General features: G+C 65.8%; 13 protein-coding genes. 3 read left to right on the top strand and 10 right to left on the bottom strand.

Annotation, left to right across the window (positions count from 1 at the left end; all coding sequences use genetic code 11):
• Positions 1 to 91 precede the first annotated feature (91 nt).
• Entirely contained in the window at positions 92 to 577 is a 486-nt protein-coding gene (locus ACFVUS_RS11920) for an Lrp/AsnC family transcriptional regulator (RefSeq protein ID WP_375956015.1), read from the bottom strand.
• Between the two features lie 157 nt (positions 578 to 734).
• Here ACFVUS_RS11920 and ACFVUS_RS11915 point away from each other — a divergent pair, with 157 nt between their 5' ends.
• Together ACFVUS_RS11915 and ACFVUS_RS11910 are read left to right on the top strand one after the other, a co-directional pair.
• A complete protein-coding gene (locus ACFVUS_RS11915) occupies positions 735 to 2,492 on the top strand; it encodes a protein kinase (protein WP_387764173.1) in 1,758 nt (585 codons plus the stop codon).
• A gap of 108 nt (positions 2,493 to 2,600) precedes the next feature.
• Positions 2,601 to 3,728, top strand: coding sequence for a metallophosphoesterase (locus tag ACFVUS_RS11910; protein ID WP_387764171.1), 1,128 nt, complete (start codon positions 2,601 to 2,603; stop codon positions 3,726 to 3,728).
• Between the two features lie 66 nt (positions 3,729 to 3,794).
• Here ACFVUS_RS11910 and ACFVUS_RS11905 read toward each other — a convergent pair whose 3' ends face one another.
• On the bottom strand, positions 3,795 to 4,409 hold the full coding sequence (locus ACFVUS_RS11905; RefSeq protein ID WP_387764169.1) for a TetR/AcrR family transcriptional regulator: 615 nt from the start codon (positions 4,407 to 4,409) through the stop codon (positions 3,795 to 3,797).
• A gap of 52 nt (positions 4,410 to 4,461) precedes the next feature.
• On the opposite strand from ACFVUS_RS11905, the gene ACFVUS_RS11900 reads away from it, so the two are divergent.
• Positions 4,462 to 5,388, top strand: coding sequence for an alpha/beta hydrolase (locus tag ACFVUS_RS11900; RefSeq protein ID WP_387764167.1), 927 nt, complete (start codon positions 4,462 to 4,464; stop codon positions 5,386 to 5,388).
• Between the two features lie 34 nt (positions 5,389 to 5,422).
• Here ACFVUS_RS11900 and ACFVUS_RS11895 read toward each other — a convergent pair whose 3' ends face one another.
• The 8 genes from ACFVUS_RS11895 to ACFVUS_RS11860 form a co-directional block, all read right to left on the bottom strand.
• Complete coding sequence (locus ACFVUS_RS11895; protein WP_387764165.1) at positions 5,423 to 6,841, bottom strand: NAD(P)/FAD-dependent oxidoreductase; 1,419 nt, start codon at positions 6,839 to 6,841, stop codon at positions 5,423 to 5,425.
• A 130-nt stretch (positions 6,842 to 6,971) separates the two neighbouring features.
• Positions 6,972 to 7,802: an ABC transporter permease gene (locus ACFVUS_RS11890; RefSeq protein WP_387764163.1), complete on the bottom strand. Its 831-nt coding sequence runs from the start codon at positions 7,800 to 7,802 to the stop codon at positions 6,972 to 6,974.
• Positions 7,803 to 8,702 carry an ABC transporter permease gene (locus ACFVUS_RS11885; protein WP_387764161.1) on the bottom strand — a complete coding sequence of 300 codons (900 nt, stop codon included), beginning with the start codon at positions 8,700 to 8,702 and terminating at the stop codon, positions 7,803 to 7,805.
• On the bottom strand, positions 8,702 to 9,787 hold the full coding sequence (locus ACFVUS_RS11880) for an ABC transporter ATP-binding protein (RefSeq protein ID WP_387764159.1): 1,086 nt from the start codon (positions 9,785 to 9,787) through the stop codon (positions 8,702 to 8,704). Before ACFVUS_RS11880 ends, ACFVUS_RS11885 begins: the two co-directional genes overlap by 1 nt.
• 8 nt (positions 9,788 to 9,795) lie before the next feature.
• A complete protein-coding gene (locus tag ACFVUS_RS11875) occupies positions 9,796 to 11,013 on the bottom strand; it encodes a PotD/PotF family extracellular solute-binding protein (RefSeq protein WP_387764157.1) in 1,218 nt (405 codons plus the stop codon).
• Between the two features lie 236 nt (positions 11,014 to 11,249).
• Entirely contained in the window at positions 11,250 to 12,737 is a 1,488-nt protein-coding gene (locus ACFVUS_RS11870; RefSeq protein ID WP_387764155.1) for a gamma-aminobutyraldehyde dehydrogenase, read from the bottom strand.
• Positions 12,738 to 12,853: 116 nt separating this feature from the next.
• A complete protein-coding gene (locus tag ACFVUS_RS11865) occupies positions 12,854 to 14,215 on the bottom strand; it encodes an aspartate aminotransferase family protein (protein ID WP_387764153.1) in 1,362 nt (453 codons plus the stop codon).
• Between the two features lie 12 nt (positions 14,216 to 14,227).
• Positions 14,228 to 15,718, bottom strand: coding sequence for a CoA-acylating methylmalonate-semialdehyde dehydrogenase (locus ACFVUS_RS11860; RefSeq protein ID WP_387764151.1), 1,491 nt, complete (start codon positions 15,716 to 15,718; stop codon positions 14,228 to 14,230).
• Positions 15,719 to 15,885: the final 167 nt, after the last annotated feature.

Here is a 15,885-nt window from a genome sequence, read left to right as displayed (position 1 = left end):
TCTTGGTGTCCTTCGGTTATCCCACACTCGAGCCGTATCGGCAACTGATTTCGTTGTTACAAGACCGTTAGCTACGGATTTCGTTGCCGAGCTAGCGGGTGCCCCACTTATACGTCTGTTTGTTCAGCTTGAGGTACATCATGATCTCCGCGTGCCGCACCCCGGCGAGCGCGCGAATATGGTTCGACACCAGGTCGAGCAGCGCTTCGTCATCCGGGCAGACCGCCTCGCACAGCACGTCGTAGCGGCCCGCGCACACCACCACGTAGTTGATCTCGTCGATGGCGGACAGCGCATCGGCCACCACCTGCACCGGACCGTCCACCGTGATCGCGATCATGGCCTGCCGGAACAATCCGACCTGTAGCGGATCGGTGACCGCGACGATCTGGATCACACCCGCGTCGGCCAATTTCTGCACCCGCTGCCGCACCGCCGCCTCGGACAGCCCGACGGCCTTGCCGATGGTCGCGTACGCCCGCCGCCCGTCTTCCTGTAGCTGGGCGATGATCCGCTTGGAGATGTCATCGAGCGCCGGAGTGCTCCGGCTCGAAGTCAGGTCGCTCACCCCGATCATCCTTCCGGACACGGTGGTATCCCACCAATCGTGCTTGACGGGCGAGTCTTCGCATCGCATATCCCTCGCGCACCCGGATGCCGTGCATTACGGTGCGGTGGCGGCCGCAGTTCGGCAACCGCTTCGCGGCCGGTGCGAGCGGGGAGGGCACGAGGCCATGGCGTTGGCAGCGGGATCGGTGTTCGCCGGATTCACCATCGACATCCTGTTGGGCGCGGGCGGTATGGGCGAGGTGTACCGGGCGCGACATCCGCGCCTGCCGCGCATGGTCGCGTTGAAGGTGCTGTCCGACACCACCGCCGGCGATCCGTCCTTCCGCGCCCGCTTCGATCGCGAGGCCGACTTGGCCGCCGGGCTCAATCACCGCAACATCGTGACCATTCACGATCGCGGGGTCGAGGCGGAGCGCCCGTGGATCTGCATGGAGTATGTCCCCGGCACCGATGTCGCCCATGCCATCAAGCAGCAGCCGGACGGGTTGAATCCCGCACGCGCCGTGCACATTCTCGCCGAAGCCGCCCGCGGCATCGACCACGCGCACGCCAACGGGCTGCTGCACCGCGATATCAAACCCGCCAATATCCTGCTGTCACACGGTGATCCGGGCGAGCTCGAACGAGTCGTCGTATCGGACTTCGGTATAGCCCGCCGAGTCGACCAGTCCACCGCCCTCACTGAAACCGGCACCTTCGTCGCCACCCTCGCCTACGCCGCCCCGGAAATCTTCACCGGCGACCCCGTCGACCACCGCACCGACCTCTACGCCCTCGGCGCGACCCTCTACGAAATGCTCACCGGTACAGTCCCATACCCCCGCACCACCCCCGCCGCCGTCCTACACGCCCACCTCATGCAGCCCCCGCCCAAGGTCACCGCGCACAACCCCGCCCTGCCCCGGGAACTCGACGACATCATCGCCCGTGCGCTGGCCAAGAGCCCCGCCGAAAGATTCGGCACCGCAAGAGAATTGGCGACCTCGGTAGCCGGGTCGCTATCACGCCCGCAGCCCTTCCGTTCACCAACTCAGCCGCCCCGCCCGACACCTCCGCAGGCAACGATCGTCGGCCGGCAACCCACCTCACCGAGCCGGCCGCCCGCACGGACATCGCCCGCACCGAATTCGCTGCCCGGCCGGACACCGCCACCGGTAGGTGCGACCCCGCCGCAGCCACCGCGAACCACCCTCGAACAGGGGCGGATCGCACCACCCCCGCCCGCCGAGGCCGCGCGGCGTGACCGGTCGCATGCCGCATCGAATGCGCCCCCAACCCGAACACCGGTCGATCCCGAACCCGCCGCGCCGCCCGGCCGCTCCGAATCGTCCGCGGTCGCTGCGGGGCAGGGGAGTGGCCGCCGCCGGTCGCGCATCGGCCCGTCCTATCGGCTGGCGATTATCTCGCTCGCCGTCGTGCTGATCCTGACATTGGGGATTCTCGTGCTCTACACGGCGGCTCGTCGTGACTACTACATCGCCGAGGACAACGGGGCCGTGGTGATCGAGCGCGGCCGACCGGGTTCGGTGCTGGGGATGTCATGGCACAGTCCGGAATTGATCGGCTGTGTCACCGCTGCTGGAGAGCTGACCCTGTCCGCCACGGCATCGGGTTTTCCTGCGGGCTGCCGGGCTTTGCGGATCACCGACCTCACCGCATCCGGGCGGAACAGCCTGCAGCAGGGGCTGCCGCGCGGTTCGCTCGTCGACGCGACCAAGCGGTTACAAGCACTCGTCACCGGCGAACTGCTGCCGACCTGCGAAAATGCCCATGCTCCCGGCGGATTGGCCCCGGCTCCGACCGGGTCGGCCACTACCACCCGGAGCGTCGTGCCCACCGCCCCTCCCTTGGGAAGCGCACCGACCACATCCGGTTCCCCAGCTCCCGTCACACCCGGTCAGAACTGTCGCACCACGGGGTGAGACTTTTCTCCCCCGGCCACCACTGCCCGGTACGGGTATCGTCGTGGCGGGGGAATCGACGGCACTGGGCACCGGTCCACGCCAATGTATTCATGAGGATTGACTCTGTTGAACCGAATTCCCCGCCAGGTGTTCATGCTGGTGATTCCCGCACTGCTATTCCTGGTGCCGTGGTGGCTGCTCGTCTTCACCACCACCTCCGGTGCGGTGTGCTGGGCGCTGTCGGCGCTGTTCGTGCTCGGCTATATCGGCCTGCCGCTGGCCATGTTCACCGGTCACGGCCCGAAGCAGTCCGATACCGCCGCGCTCATCGGCGATACCGCGCTCGGGGTGATGTGGGTGCTGTTCAGCTGGTCGGTGATCGGCACGGTGGTGCGCACCGGACTGATCATCGCCGGGGTGGACGATCCCGCGCGCTCGCGCATCGTCGCCCTTGGCGTGCTTGCGATTTCGGCCGTGCTCACGGTGTGGGGCATCTATGAGGCCCGCCGCATCCCGCGTGTGAAGACCGTCGAGGTGACCATCCCCAAGCTGGCCCCCGGCCTGGATGGCCTGCGCATGGTGGTCATCACCGATACCCACTACGCCGCCACCGATCGGCTGCGCTGGTCCGAGCGCGTGGTCGAGATCGTGAACGAGCAACGCCCCGATATCGCCTGCCACGCGGGCGATCTGGCCGATGGTTCGGTGGTCAAGCGCCGCGCCCAGGTCGATCCGCTGGGCAAGGTGCAGGCCGAACTCGGCCGCTTCTACATCACCGGCAATCACGAATACTTCGGTGACGCCGCCGGCTGGATCGACCATATGGCGGGCCTGGGCTGGCAGCCCATGCACAACCAGCACGAGGTCCTCACCCGCGACGGCGACCGCCTGGTCATGGCGGGCATCGACGACCCCACCGGCGTCTCCCTCCCCGGCCACGGCCCGAACCTCCCCGCCGCCCTCTCCGGCGCGGACCCCGATCTCCCGGTGATCCTGCTCGCCCACCAGCCCAAGCAGATCACCGACGCCGTGAAAGCCGGTGTGGCCCTGCAAATCTCCGGCCACACCCACGGCGGCCAGATCTGGCCCTTCCGCTACCTGGTCCGCCTCGACCAGCCCGTGGTCGCGGGCCTGAGCCGCCACGGCGACACCCAGCTCTACACCAGCCGCGGCACCGGCTTCTGGGGCCCCCAACTCCGCGTCTTCGCCCCCAGCGAAATCACCGTCCTCATCCTGCGCAGCCCGAAGTCCTAGGCCCGCAGCGGTATTGCCGAGGCCCACGGCCTCGGTCTCGCATGACGTGGATGTAATGGCGGGCCACTACATCCATTGCCGGGAGAAGGAGCCGACGCAGTTGTCGATAACGGCTGCCACGCATTCCTCGGTGGTGCGGCCGCCGGGCGGCGCGAGCACGGTGCCGTGGATCTGCGCCTCGACGGCCTGAACCGCCAGTAGCGCGGTCAATCCGGGGTCCGCGCCGCCCACCTCGAGCCGTCGCAGGTGGTATTCCACCTCGTCGGCCAGTGCCCGCTCGAGCTGCCGGAGCTGGTCGATGCCTTCGGGCGTGCGCGGTGACTGATCCCAGAGCAATCGGTGCAGCTGCGGCTGGGCGGTGTGCAGGTCCACGAAGGCGGTGACCAACCGTCGCACGGTCTCATCGAGTGGCGGTTCATCGGCGCGCAGGCTCGCGACGACATCGGCGAGTGAGTGAACCCCTTGCCGCAGATGCCTTTCCGCGAGCGCGTACAGCAGCGCGTCCTTGTTCGGCACGTAGTGATAGAGCGTGCCGATCGACACCTCGGCCAGCTCCGCGACCTTGTTCGTGGTCGTTCCAGCGTACCCGTGCCGATGGAAAAGTCGAGCAGCCGCATCCAGGATGGCCTCGAAGGTGAACTCCGAGCGCTGCTGGCGCGGGGTTTTGCGGGGTGTCGACATGGGCCTCCGAAGTCGAGTTGTCAAAACCGAGGATTGCTCGAATTATTATCACATGCACAGCTCCTACCTGGCCTTTCTTCCCGCAGGACTCCTCGAGTACCCGGACGTGCGACCGGAATCCACGTTCTGGCGGTGGCGCGACCGCGATATCCACCTCGAGCGGGTACACCGCCCCGAAGCCTCGGTTCGCATGCTGCTCATTCATGGCGGCGGTGGTCATGCCGCCGCGCTGTGGCCGTTCGCGGCGCTCGCCGCCGAGCGCGGGTTCGAGGTGGTGACCCCGGACCTACCGGGCTACGGCGCGACCCGCGTACCCGCACCGAGCAAGATCACTTACCCGGACTGGGTCGACTGCGTCACCGATCTGGTGCGCGCCGAGCACGCCGCCGACGACCGCCCGCTGATAGTCGTGGGCGCGAGCATGGGCGGCATGCTCGCCTACGAGGCCGCCGCGCGCACCGGCCTGGTCGCCGCGGTGGTCGCCACCTGCCTACTCGATATGCGCCTGCCGCAGGCCCGCGCCGCCGTCGGCAGGCACCCCCGGCTGGCGAATTATGCTGCGCGCCTGCTGCTTCCGGCCTTCGACCGGCTGCGCGTTCCGATGCGCTGGCTGGCCGATATGAACGCCATCTCGAACGATCCGGCCCTGACGAAACTCATCGTGGCGGATACATTGGGCGGGGGCGTGGCCATGCCGCTCGGCTTCCTGCGCACCTACCTGCACTCGGCCCCCGCGATCGAGCCGGAGGATTTCACCGCGTGCCCGGTGTGGCTGACGCACCCCGGCGCGGACCACTGGACCCCGCTCGCGGTGAGCCGGAGCTTCTTCGATCGGATAGCGGCCCCGAAAACCCTGCTGGTACTGCCGGATTCGGGCCACTACCCGATCGAGACGCCGGGCCTGGAACAACTCGCCCGCGCCTTCGACGAGGTCCGAGCCTACGTCGATGGCGCACCGTTCACCGGCCGCGAGCCGTGAATTCACTCGCGGCCGGGAAGGATGCGGTCGAGCCTCAGCTGTCGAACCCCAATCCGGTGGCGTCCATGATGCGCAGCCACAGGTTTCGTTTACCGCCGTGCTGGTCCGCACGGGCCAGTGACCAGCGGGTCAGCTGAATCCCGATGGAGCGGAACGGCTCCGGCGGCATGGGTAGCGGCCGGGATTTCACCATGCGCAACCGGGTGCGTTCGGTATCGAGGTTCCAGAGCCGGTCCAGCATCACCTCGGCGCCGAATCGCGTTGCGCCCACACCCAATCCGGTATATCCGACGGCATAGGCCAACTTGCCCTTGTAGGCCCGGCCGAAGAACGCGCAGAACCGCCCGCAGGTGTCGATGATGCCGCCCCAGCGGTGCGTGAAGCGCACGCCGTCCAACTGCGGGAAGATCTGGAAGAAGTGCTGGGAGAGCCGTTCGAAGGTCTCCTCGTTGTAATCCTGTGCGGGCGAGATCTTTCCGTTGTAGTGGTAGATCGCGTCGTAGCCGCCGAACAGAATCCGGTTATCGCTGGTCAGGCGGTAGTAGTGGAACCGGTACGAGGCATCGCCCAATCCCATGCGGTGTTTGCCCCAGCCGATGGAGTCCAATTGCTCCTCGGACAGCGGCTCGGTCATGAGCGCGTAGTCGTACACCGGCACCACATGCCGGGACACCTTGGCCAGCGGCCCCTGGAAAGCGCTGGTGCACAGCGCGACCCGGGGAGCGCGCACCTCACCGTGCGGGGTGTGCATGGTCAGCGTGCCGCCCGCGGTCTTCGAAATGCGCTGCACCGGTGTGCCTTCGTAGATGCGCACGCCCTTTTCCAGGCAGGCGCGCCGCAGTCCCCAGGCCAGCCGGGCCGGGTCCAGCATGGCCACGCCGTCGCGGTCCCACCAGCCGCCGAGGTAGGTGGGGGAGTGCACGAGGTTCTGCACTTCTTCCGCACTGAGTAGCTCACTGCGATAACCGAGTTCGAGCGCGGCGTCATGGCTCTCCTGCAACCATTCCAGCTCGTGCGGCGCGGTGGCCACCTCCAGTTCGCCGGTGCGCTCGAAATCGCAATCGATGTCATAGCGCCGGATGGTGGCCTCGATGGCGTCCAGGTTCTCCCGGCCCATCCGTTCCAGCACGTCGATCTCATCGGGGAAGCGGTCCACACCGTTGGAGAGTCCGTGCGTCAGGCTGGCCGCGCAGAAGCCGCCGTTGCGGCCGGACGCGGCATGCCCGCACATGGCGGATTCGACCAGTACGACATCTATTTCGGGGTACCTCTCCTTGGCCAGCAGCGCCGTCCACAGCCCGCTGTAGCCGCCGCCGATGACCGCCAGATCGGCGGTGGTGGCGGTGGTGAGCGGATCAGTGGGGTGCGGGCGCTCCGGCCGGTCGGTCCAGAACGGCGTCGGCGCTGCCTCGGAGAGTGCCGACGCCAACAGTTTGCTTCCTTTGGCCTGCATGGCCGATCAACTCCTTCTCTCTTGCCGCACGGTCCGGCCGCGCGGCCCAACTCACTGTTGTGTTGGTCTGTGTGGGTACGCGAAAGCCGCCGGCGGTCGCTACGACCTGGCCCGGCGGCTCGCGGGGGAATCAGCTGGTGGCGGCGCGATCGTCCGAGCGGCGGCGATTACGCAGCTGCCCGGCGATGACGAAGACCAGCGATAGCAGGAAGGTGAGGCTGGCGACCGCGTTCACCTGCGGCGGAATTCCACGCAGGTTGATACCCCAGACGTACATGGGGAAGGTTTCGGCGGTGCCCGCCGTGAAATTGGTGACCACGAAATCATCGAAGGACAGCGAGAACGCCAAGAGCGCCGCGGCCATGATGCCGGGCCATACGAGGGGGAGCACAACGGACCGGAACGCCTGAACGGGCGTCGCGTAGAGGTCCATGGCCGCCTCCTGGAGCCTGGGGTCCAATCCCGCCAGTCGTGCTTTTACGGTGACAACCACGAACGACAGGCAGAACATGACGTGTGCGATGAGAATAGCCCAAAAACCGAGCGGGATACCGAATCCGATGAACAGTGTCAGCAGTGACGAACCCATTACGATTTCGGGCGTCGCCATCGGCAGGAAGATCAGCGCCTGCACCGCGGAGCGCCCGGTGAAGCGATACCGCGCCAGCGCGAACGCGATTCCGGTGCCGAGCGCGGTCGCGATGATCGCGGCCAGCGCGCCGATGAGCAGGCTCATGAAGAGCGCGTCCCGCAGCCCGGCCGGATCGAACATATTCGTCCAGTTGTGCCAGGTGAAATGGAATTCATCGAGGTTCAGCACATAGGTGGTGTTGCGGCTGCCGGGTTGATTGAACGACAGCAGAATCACCACCGCGATCGGCGCGAGCATGTACGCCAGAATCACGAAGCCGAGAATGAGCACCGCGTTCCCGCGAATCCAAGACCACAATCGATGTGCCATCTAGACCACCTCATCGGTATCGGTCTTGCGCAGATACAGCATGACCAGCACCAGAATCGCCACCATCAGCACCACCGACAGCGCCGAACCCACGGGCAGATCCTTGACCACCAGCAATCGGGATTGAATGACATTGCCGATCATGGTGGTGTTCGTATTGCCGAGCAGCTGTGAATTCACATAGTCGCCGGTGGCCGGGACGAAGGTGAGCAGCGTCCCCGCGACGATGCCGGGCATGGTGAGCGGCAACGTAACTCGCAGGAAGGTCCGCACGGGACCGTGCGCGAGATCGGCCGAAGCCTCCAGTAGGCGCGGATCCAGCTTGTCCAGTGAGGTGTACAGCGGCAGCACCGTGAACGGCAGGAAGTTGTAGACCAGCCCCGCGATCACCGCGATCGGCGTGGCCAGCAACCGCCCGTCCGGTCCGAGCAGATGCACCGTCCGCAGTACCGAAACCAGCGGACCGGTATCGGCGAGAATGGCTTTCCACGCGAACGTCCGCACCAGGAAGCTGGTGAAGAACGGCGCGATCACCGCGATCAGCATGAGGTTCTTCCACCGCCCGCCCTTGAGCGCGATGGCGTATGCCAGCGGATAGCCGATCACAATGCAGAGCACCGTGCAGATCAGCGAGTAGGCCAGCGACCGGAAGATCTGCGGCTGATACAGATTCCAGGCGTAGGAGAAGTTGTCCAGCGAGAAGGTCTGCGCGTAGCCGGTTTCGATGGAGCCGGTGCGGTCGTACATGCTGGCCGCCAACAATTGCACGGTCGGCACCGCGAAGAACACCAGCAGGAAGATCAGCCCGGGCGCGAGCAGCAGATACGGTGTGAGACCGCGCTTTCCGCGCGGTGCGCCGGCGGGGGCGGCGGCCGTGGGCGCGGGCAGTACGGCGGGCATCAGGACCGCCCGAGGAGAAACGCGTGCTCGGGGTGCCAGTGCACCGCCACCTGCGATCCGGGCGCGATGACATTGCCGGGTCCGGCGTTCGGCACCTGCGCGGTGAGCTCCTGGCCCCAGGGCGCACGCACCAGATACTGCGTGGACACACCCAGGAAAATGGCATCGGTGACCACGCCGGTGACATGCGCCCGGCCCTCCGGAACGGAGCCGGAATCCGATGCGAGCCCGACCTTTTCGGGACGAATGCCGAGCGAGGCCGCACCCGAGGTGGCCCGGCAGCGGGTGGACGGCACCGCCAGCCGATGCCCCTGCGCGTCGATGCTCACCGCATCACCGCCCCCGGTGACGGTTGCTTCGATGAGATTGGTCTGCCCGAGAAAATTGGCCACGAACGCACTGGCCGGAAAATCGTAGATCTCCTGTGGCGCACCGGATTGCTCCAGCTTGCCGCCGTTCATCACCGCCACGGTATCGGCCATGCTCATGGCCTCCTCCTGGTCGTGGGTGATGTGCACGAAGGTGATGCCGACCTCGGTTTGCAGCCGCTTCAGCTCGAGCTGCATCTGTCTTCGAAGCTTGAGATCCAGTGCGCCCAAGGGTTCGTCGAGCAGCAGCACCTCGGGATGGTTGACCAACGCGCGAGCCAATGCGACGCGCTGCTGCTGACCGCCGGAAAGCTGTGCGGGCTTGCGCCCCGAGAAGCCTTCCAACTGAACAAGCTTCAGCATCTGATGCGCCTGCTCGCGGGCGGCGGTCTTACCGATTCCCTTGCGCCGCAGTCCGTACGAGACATTGTCCTCGACGGTCATATGCGGGAACAGCGCATAGCTCTGGAATACGGTGTTGATCGGCCGCCGATACGGCCGCAGCCCCGTGATGTCCTTATCGCCCAGCATGATTCGCCCGACGGTGGGTTCCTCCAACCCGGCGATCATGCGCAGCGTCGTGGTCTTACCGCAGCCCGACGCGCCGATGATCGCGAAGAACGAGCCGTCCGGAATGGTGAGGTCGAGATCGTCGACGGCGTGGAAATCGCCGAAACTCTTGGTGACGCCCTCGATACGCAGGTCTTGTGCGGACATATCGATTATCACGCCCCCGTCAGGGCCTGGAACTTGGACTGATAGTCCTTCTCCTTGGCCTCGGTCAGCGACATGAAGATCTGCAACTTCTTCTGGGTCTCGACGGACGGGAAGATCAATTCATTCTGTGCCAGTTCGGGATTGAACTTGGCCATCTCCTCCTGCGCCCCGGCGACCGGGCACACATAGTTCACGAACGCCGACAGTCGCGCCGCGATGGCCGGGTCATAGTAGAAGTCCAGCAGCGCCATGGCATTCGCGGCGTGCGCGGAGGTGACCGGGATCAGCGCCTCATCGGAGTAGAGCACCGCGCCCTCGTCCGGGCTGATGAACTTGATCTTCGGATCGGTGGCATTGAGCTGAATGACATCGCCGGACCACGCCATACAGGCCGCGATATCACCCTTGGCCAGATCCTGTACGTAGTCGTTGCCGGTGAACTTGCGCACGTGCCCGGACTGAACGGCCTTCTGTAACTTGGCGATAGCGTTGTCGTAGTCGTCATCGGTGAACTTGGCCGCGCTCTTGCCGATGGAATGCAGCATCAATCCCATGGTGTCCGGCATTTCGGTGAGGCAGACGACCTTGCCCTTGAGATCGGGCCGGGTGAGCAATTCGTCGATGGTCCGAACCTCGCCGGTGACATTGGTATTCACCCCGATGCCGACCAGTCCGGACTGCCACGGCGCCATCCGATCGTTCTGCGGATCGACATCGCTGCCGCGCAGCATGGGATGCAGATTCTTGGCGAAGTTCGGCATCTTGGACACATCGAGTGGCTGCGTGTACCCCTGCCGCACCACGCGCACCGCGGTGGAATCCGAGAGCACCATGATGTCCCGCGAAATGCTCTGACAATTGGTCAGCTGTGCGCTGACCTTGCCCCAGAACTCGTTGTTGTCATTGACATCCGCGACATAGGAGACCTTGACCCCGGACTTGGCGGTGAATTCGGCCATGGTCGGGTGCACTTCGGCATTGCCGGGGGCCTCATCGAGATATCCGGGCCAGTTGGAGAAATTGATGGTCTTCTCCGAGGCCGAATTGTCGGCCGGGGGAGTGCATGCCGGGGAGCCGCTATTGGAGGACGAGCCCTTGGTGCCGCAGGCGGCGAGGGTGCCCGCGGCGGCGATGAGGCCACCGGAGCGCAGCAGGCCGCGGCGCGAAGGCCGAGCGGAGAGCAGGCTGCGTAGCTCGGGAGGCAGAGAGTCCGGGGACTTGTTCATGGGGTCGCACCTTCACCAGGACGGAATATCGAAGCTCGCAGCGGGGCTGCGGTGTGGAACCGATAGTTCCATAGTCCCGTTGCAAATCAAGCGATTCCATTGAAAATTCCACGTTACGCAACTGATTTAGTTGTGAGACACGGAATTCGATGCATTGGGCACGACTGCGAGGGCGGACGCCGATGGGACACATCGGCGGCCGCCCTCGCGGGGCGCTATTCGATTGGGGACGTGTGCTATTCGGCCGTGAAGATCACGTCGTGCCACGGCTTGTGCGCGGCGGCGGTGATATCCGACATGACATGCTTGATGTTCGTGTACTCGTCGAACGCGTACGCGGACATGTCTTTTCCGAATCCGGAAGCCTTGTATCCGCCGTGCGGCATTTCGCTGATGATCGGAATGTGGTCGTTGATCCACACGCATCCGGCCTGTATCTCCCGGCTCGCGCGTTGCGTGCGATACACATTCGTGGACCAGGCCGATGCGGCCAACCCGTAGGCGGTGTCATTGGCGAGGGCGATGGCCTCGTCATCGGTATCGAACGGCAGTACCACCAGCACCGGTCCGAACACCTCGTCCTGCACGATCTCCGAATCCTGTGCCACGCCGGTGATCAGCGTGGGCTCGTAATACGACCCGCCAGGTGCGGTGTGCTCGGGAATTCGCCCGCCGCGCACCACTTTCGCACCGTATTCGCGGGCGCGATCGACCATGCCGATGACCTTGTCCCGATGCCGCATCGAAATCAGCGGCCCCAGATCGGTTTCCGGGTCTTCCACCGGTCCGATGGTCACCTGATCCATGATTTCGGCTACCCGCGCGACGAATTCGTCGAACAGCGGTCGCTGCACATACGCGCGAGTGGCCGCGGTGCAATCCTGGCCGACATTGATCAGCGATCCCGCCACCGCGCCGCGCGCCGCGCCTTCCAGATCGGCATCGTCGAACACCACGAACGGTGCTTTCCCGCCGAGTTCGAGATGTACCCGCTTCGCCGATCCGGCCGCGGTTGCGGCCACCTGGCGGCCCACCACGGTGGACCCGGTGAACGACACCATCGCCACGGCCGGATGTTCCACCAATGCCTGACCCGCGATCGGCCCGACCCCGGTGAGGACATTGATCACCCCCGTCGGCACCCCCGCCTCGGTCGCGATCTCCGCGAACAGCAGCGAGGTCAGCGGCGTCAATTCGGAAGGCTTGAGCACAATGGTGTTTCCGGCCGCGACGGCGGGCAGGATCTTCCATGCCGCCATCTGCAACGGGTAATTCCACGGCGAAATGGAGCCGACCACGCCGATCGCCTCGCGGCGAATCGAGGAGGTGTGGTCGGCGGAGTACTCCGCGGCCGCCTTGCCCTCCAGATTGCGTGCCGCCCCGGCGAAGAAGGCGGTGTTGTCGATGGTGCCGGGCACATCGAATTCGGTGGCGAGCCGAATCGGCTTACCGGCATTACGGCTTTCGACGGCCGCGAGTTCATCGGCTCGCTCGCGCAGCAGCCGCGCCCAGGTGTGCATGATGTCCGACCGCTCACCGGGAGTCATGCGCGACCACAGCGGGAAGGCCGCCCGCGCGGCCGCGACCGCGGCTTCCACATCGGCGATGCTCGCGCTCGCGCCGGACGCGATGATCTCGCCGGTGGCCGGGGCGATGATCGACAGCGGCTCACCCGACCCGGGTCGGCGGAGTCCGCCGATGAATTGCAGTTCCTGCGTACTCACTGCTCTCCTAGCTTGTGTCGGTGTTCACCGTAGGGACACCGTATGTTCGCTTTGTTACCGGAGGTTTGCCGACGGCCCGCGCGGAGTACCGCACGGGCCGCCATAGCGAACGACTACTACAGGTGCGAATCCGCAACCGTCAGAGCCTGATCCAGGATCGCCAGCCCTTCCTTGGCCTCGGCCTCGGAGACGGTGCACGGCGGAACCACGTGGATGCGATTGAAATTCATGAACAGCAACAGTCCAGCGGCCTTGGCGGCGGCGACCGTCTCGGTCATCGCGGCGCTGGTGCCGCCGTAGGGCGCGAGCGGTTCCCGGGTCTCGCGATCACTCACCAGTTCCAGCGCCCAGAACACCCCGAGCCCGCGCACCTCACCGATGCTCGGATGCCGTTCGGCCAGCTCCCGCAGCGCGGGACCGAGCACGTTCGCACCCATGTGCGCGGCGTTCTCGACAATGCCCTCGTCCCGCATGGCGTTGATGGTCGCGACCGCCGCCGCCGTGGCCAGCGGATGCCCCGAATAGGTGAGCCCACCCGGGTACGGGCGATCATCGAACGTGGCCGCGATATGCGGTGCGATGGCGACGCCGCCGAGCGGTACATAACCCGAGTTGACACCCTTGGCGAAGGTGATCAGATCGGGCACCACATCGAAATTGTCTATGGCGAACCACTTTCCGGTGCGCCCGAACCCCGCCATCACCTCATCGGCGATGAACACGATGCCGTATTTATCGCAGATCTCCCGCACGCCCGCCATATATCCCGGCGGCGGCACCATGATCCCCGCCGTCCCCGGCACCGACTCCAGCACGATCGCCGCGATGGTGTTCGGCCCCTCGAACGCGATGGTCTGCTCGAGATGCTCCAGCGCCCGCTGCGATTCCTGCTCCTCGGACTCGGCGTGGAACTGCGAGCGGTACAGGAACGGCCCGAAGAAATGCCCGATCCCGCTGTTGCCGTGGTCATTCGGCCAGCGCCGCGGATCACCGGTGAGGTTGATCGCGGTCTCGGTGCCGCCGTGGTACGAGCGATACCGGGACAGCACCTTGTATCGCCCGGTGTGCAGCCGCGCCATCCGCACCGCGTGCTCGACGGCGTCCGCGCCGCCATTGGTGAAGAAGATGCGGTTCAGCTCGCCCGGGGTGCGCTCGGCGATCAGCCGGGCCGCCTCCGAGCGCGCGTCGTTCACATGCTGCGGCGCGATCGTGCACAGCTTGGCGGCCTGTTCCTGAATGGCCGCAACGACTTTCGGATGCTGATGCCCGATATTGGTGTTCACCAGCTGCGAGGAGAAGTCCAGCAGCCGGGTGCCGTCGCCGTCCCACACATACGAGCCCTGCGTGGCCGTGACGACCATCGGCTTCAGCTGCGCCTGCGCGGACCACGAATGGAATACATGTTTGCGATCGAGTTCATATGCGCGCGCGGCTTGTTCACGTGCTTCCGCCTCGGAGAGGCCATTGGGAAGAGTCATCGCGACGTCCTGTCAGCTGTTCTGCGGGAAACCGAGATTCAGGCCGCCGTGGCTCGGGTCGAGCCAGCGAGTGGTGACGGCCTTGGTGCGGGTGAAGAAGTGCACGCCGTCGATGCCGTGCGCGTGCGAATCGCCGAAGAGCGAGTTCTTCCAGCCTCCGAAACTGTAGTAGGCCATGGGCACCGGGATCGGGACGTTGATGCCGACCATGCCGACCTCGACCTCATTGTGGAAGCGCCGGGCCGCGCCGCCGTCATTGGTGAAGATGGCGGTGCCGTTGCCGTAGGGGTTGGCATTGATGAGAGCCAGTGCCTCGTCATAGGTTTCGACGCGCACCACCGAGAGCACCGGGCCGAAGATCTCGTCGGTGTAGACGCTCATATCGGTGGTGACGTGGTCGAGAATGGTCGGGCCGAGCCAGAATCCGGCCTCCTCGCCATCGGCTTCCACGGTGCGGCCGTCGAGCACCACGGTGGCTCCGGCGGATTCGCCCGCCGCGACGTAGGAGGCGACCTTATCGCGGTGCGCCTCGGTGACCAGCGGGCCCATATCCGTGCCCCGGGTGCCGTCGCCGGTGCGAATGGTCTTGGCGCGCTGCGCGATCCGAGCGACCAGATCATCCGCGACCGGACCCACCGCGACCAGCGCGCTGATCGCCATGCACCGCTCACCCGCGGAACCGAAGCCCGCGTTCACCGCGGCGTCGGCGGCCAGATCCAGATCCGCGTCCGGCAGCACCACCATATGGTTCTTGGCCCCGCCCAGGGCCTGCACGCGCTTACCGTGCGCGGTGCCCCGCTCGTACACGTACTTGGCGATCGGCGTGGAGCCGACGAACGACACCGCCTTGATGGCAGGGTTTTCCAGCAGCTCGTCCACGGCGATCTTGTCACCCTGCACGACATTGAACACACCCGCGGGCAGCCCGGCCTCTTCCCAGAGCGCCGCGGTCCACAGCGCCGCCGACGGATCCTTCTCGGAAGGCTTGAGCACCACGGTGTTTCCGGAGGCGATGGCGATCGGGAAGAACCACATCGGCACCATGGCCGGGAAATTGAACGGCGAGATGATCGCGATCGGCCCGAGCGGCTGCCGGATGGAGAAGATGTCCACCTTGGTGGACGCGTTCTCGGTGTATCCGCCCTTGAGCAGATGCGGTATGCCACACGCGAACTCGATGACTTCCAGCCCGCGCGTCACCTCACCCAGCGCGTCGGCGAGCACCTTGCCGTGCTCGGCGGTGATGATGGCCGCCATCTCGTTCTTGCGTTCGTTGAGTAGCTCGCGGAACCGGAACAGCACCTGGGTGCGCTTGGCCAGCGAGGCGTCCCGCCACTCCGGGAACGCGGCCGCGGCGGCGTCGACGACCGTGCGCACGTCGGCGACATTGGCCAGGGCGACCTGTCCGGTCACCACCCCGGTCGCCGGATTGGTCACGGGCGCGGTGGCCTCGCTGGTGCCGGCAAAGGGCTTGCCGTCGAGCCAGTGCGCGATCGTCTGCATATCTCCTCGATTCCTGAATGTTCCGTATATGGAGATGGACCCGTCCCCGTCACCGGCATGACGGGAACGGGCCGCGGGAGGCGGGCGGGACTTGCGGTGGCCCGAGTCCAACTCTGCACCATCGGAGCTATCCCGAGGTCCGACATTCTGTACGAATTCGAGGGTCA

The organism is Nocardia sp. NPDC058058 (genome assembly GCF_042885355.1).
In the GTDB taxonomy this organism is placed as follows: Bacteria; Actinomycetota; Actinomycetes; order Mycobacteriales; family Mycobacteriaceae; genus Nocardia.
Note: the sequence above shows the minus strand (reverse complement) of the source record. Positions and strands in the feature narration are given on the sequence as shown.

Bases quoted from the DNA above. Each gene is read 5' to 3' on its own strand.
- ACFVUS_RS11920 (WP_375956015.1), bottom strand. From the start codon at position 577: ATGATCGGGGTGAGCGACCTGACTTCGAGCCGGAGCACTCCGGCGCTC.
- ACFVUS_RS11875 (WP_387764157.1), bottom strand. From the start codon at position 11,013: ATGAACAAGTCCCCGGACTCTCTGCCTCCCGAGCTACGCAGCCTGCTC.
- ACFVUS_RS11915 (WP_387764173.1), top strand. From the start codon at position 735: ATGGCGTTGGCAGCGGGATCGGTGTTCGCCGGATTCACCATCGACATC.
- ACFVUS_RS11865 (WP_387764153.1), bottom strand. From the start codon at position 14,215: ATGACTCTTCCCAATGGCCTCTCCGAGGCGGAAGCACGTGAACAAGCC.
- ACFVUS_RS11890 (WP_387764163.1), bottom strand. From the start codon at position 7,802: ATGGCACATCGATTGTGGTCTTGGATTCGCGGGAACGCGGTGCTCATT.
- ACFVUS_RS11880 (WP_387764159.1), bottom strand. From the start codon at position 9,787: ATGTCCGCACAAGACCTGCGTATCGAGGGCGTCACCAAGAGTTTCGGC.
- ACFVUS_RS11860 (WP_387764151.1), bottom strand. From the start codon at position 15,718: ATGCAGACGATCGCGCACTGGCTCGACGGCAAGCCCTTTGCCGGCACC.
- ACFVUS_RS11905 (WP_387764169.1), bottom strand. From the start codon at position 4,409: ATGTCGACACCCCGCAAAACCCCGCGCCAGCAGCGCTCGGAGTTCACC.
- ACFVUS_RS11900 (WP_387764167.1), top strand. From the start codon at position 4,462: ATGCACAGCTCCTACCTGGCCTTTCTTCCCGCAGGACTCCTCGAGTAC.
- ACFVUS_RS11885 (WP_387764161.1), bottom strand. From the start codon at position 8,702: ATGCCCGCCGTACTGCCCGCGCCCACGGCCGCCGCCCCCGCCGGCGCA.
- ACFVUS_RS11895 (WP_387764165.1), bottom strand. From the start codon at position 6,841: ATGCAGGCCAAAGGAAGCAAACTGTTGGCGTCGGCACTCTCCGAGGCA.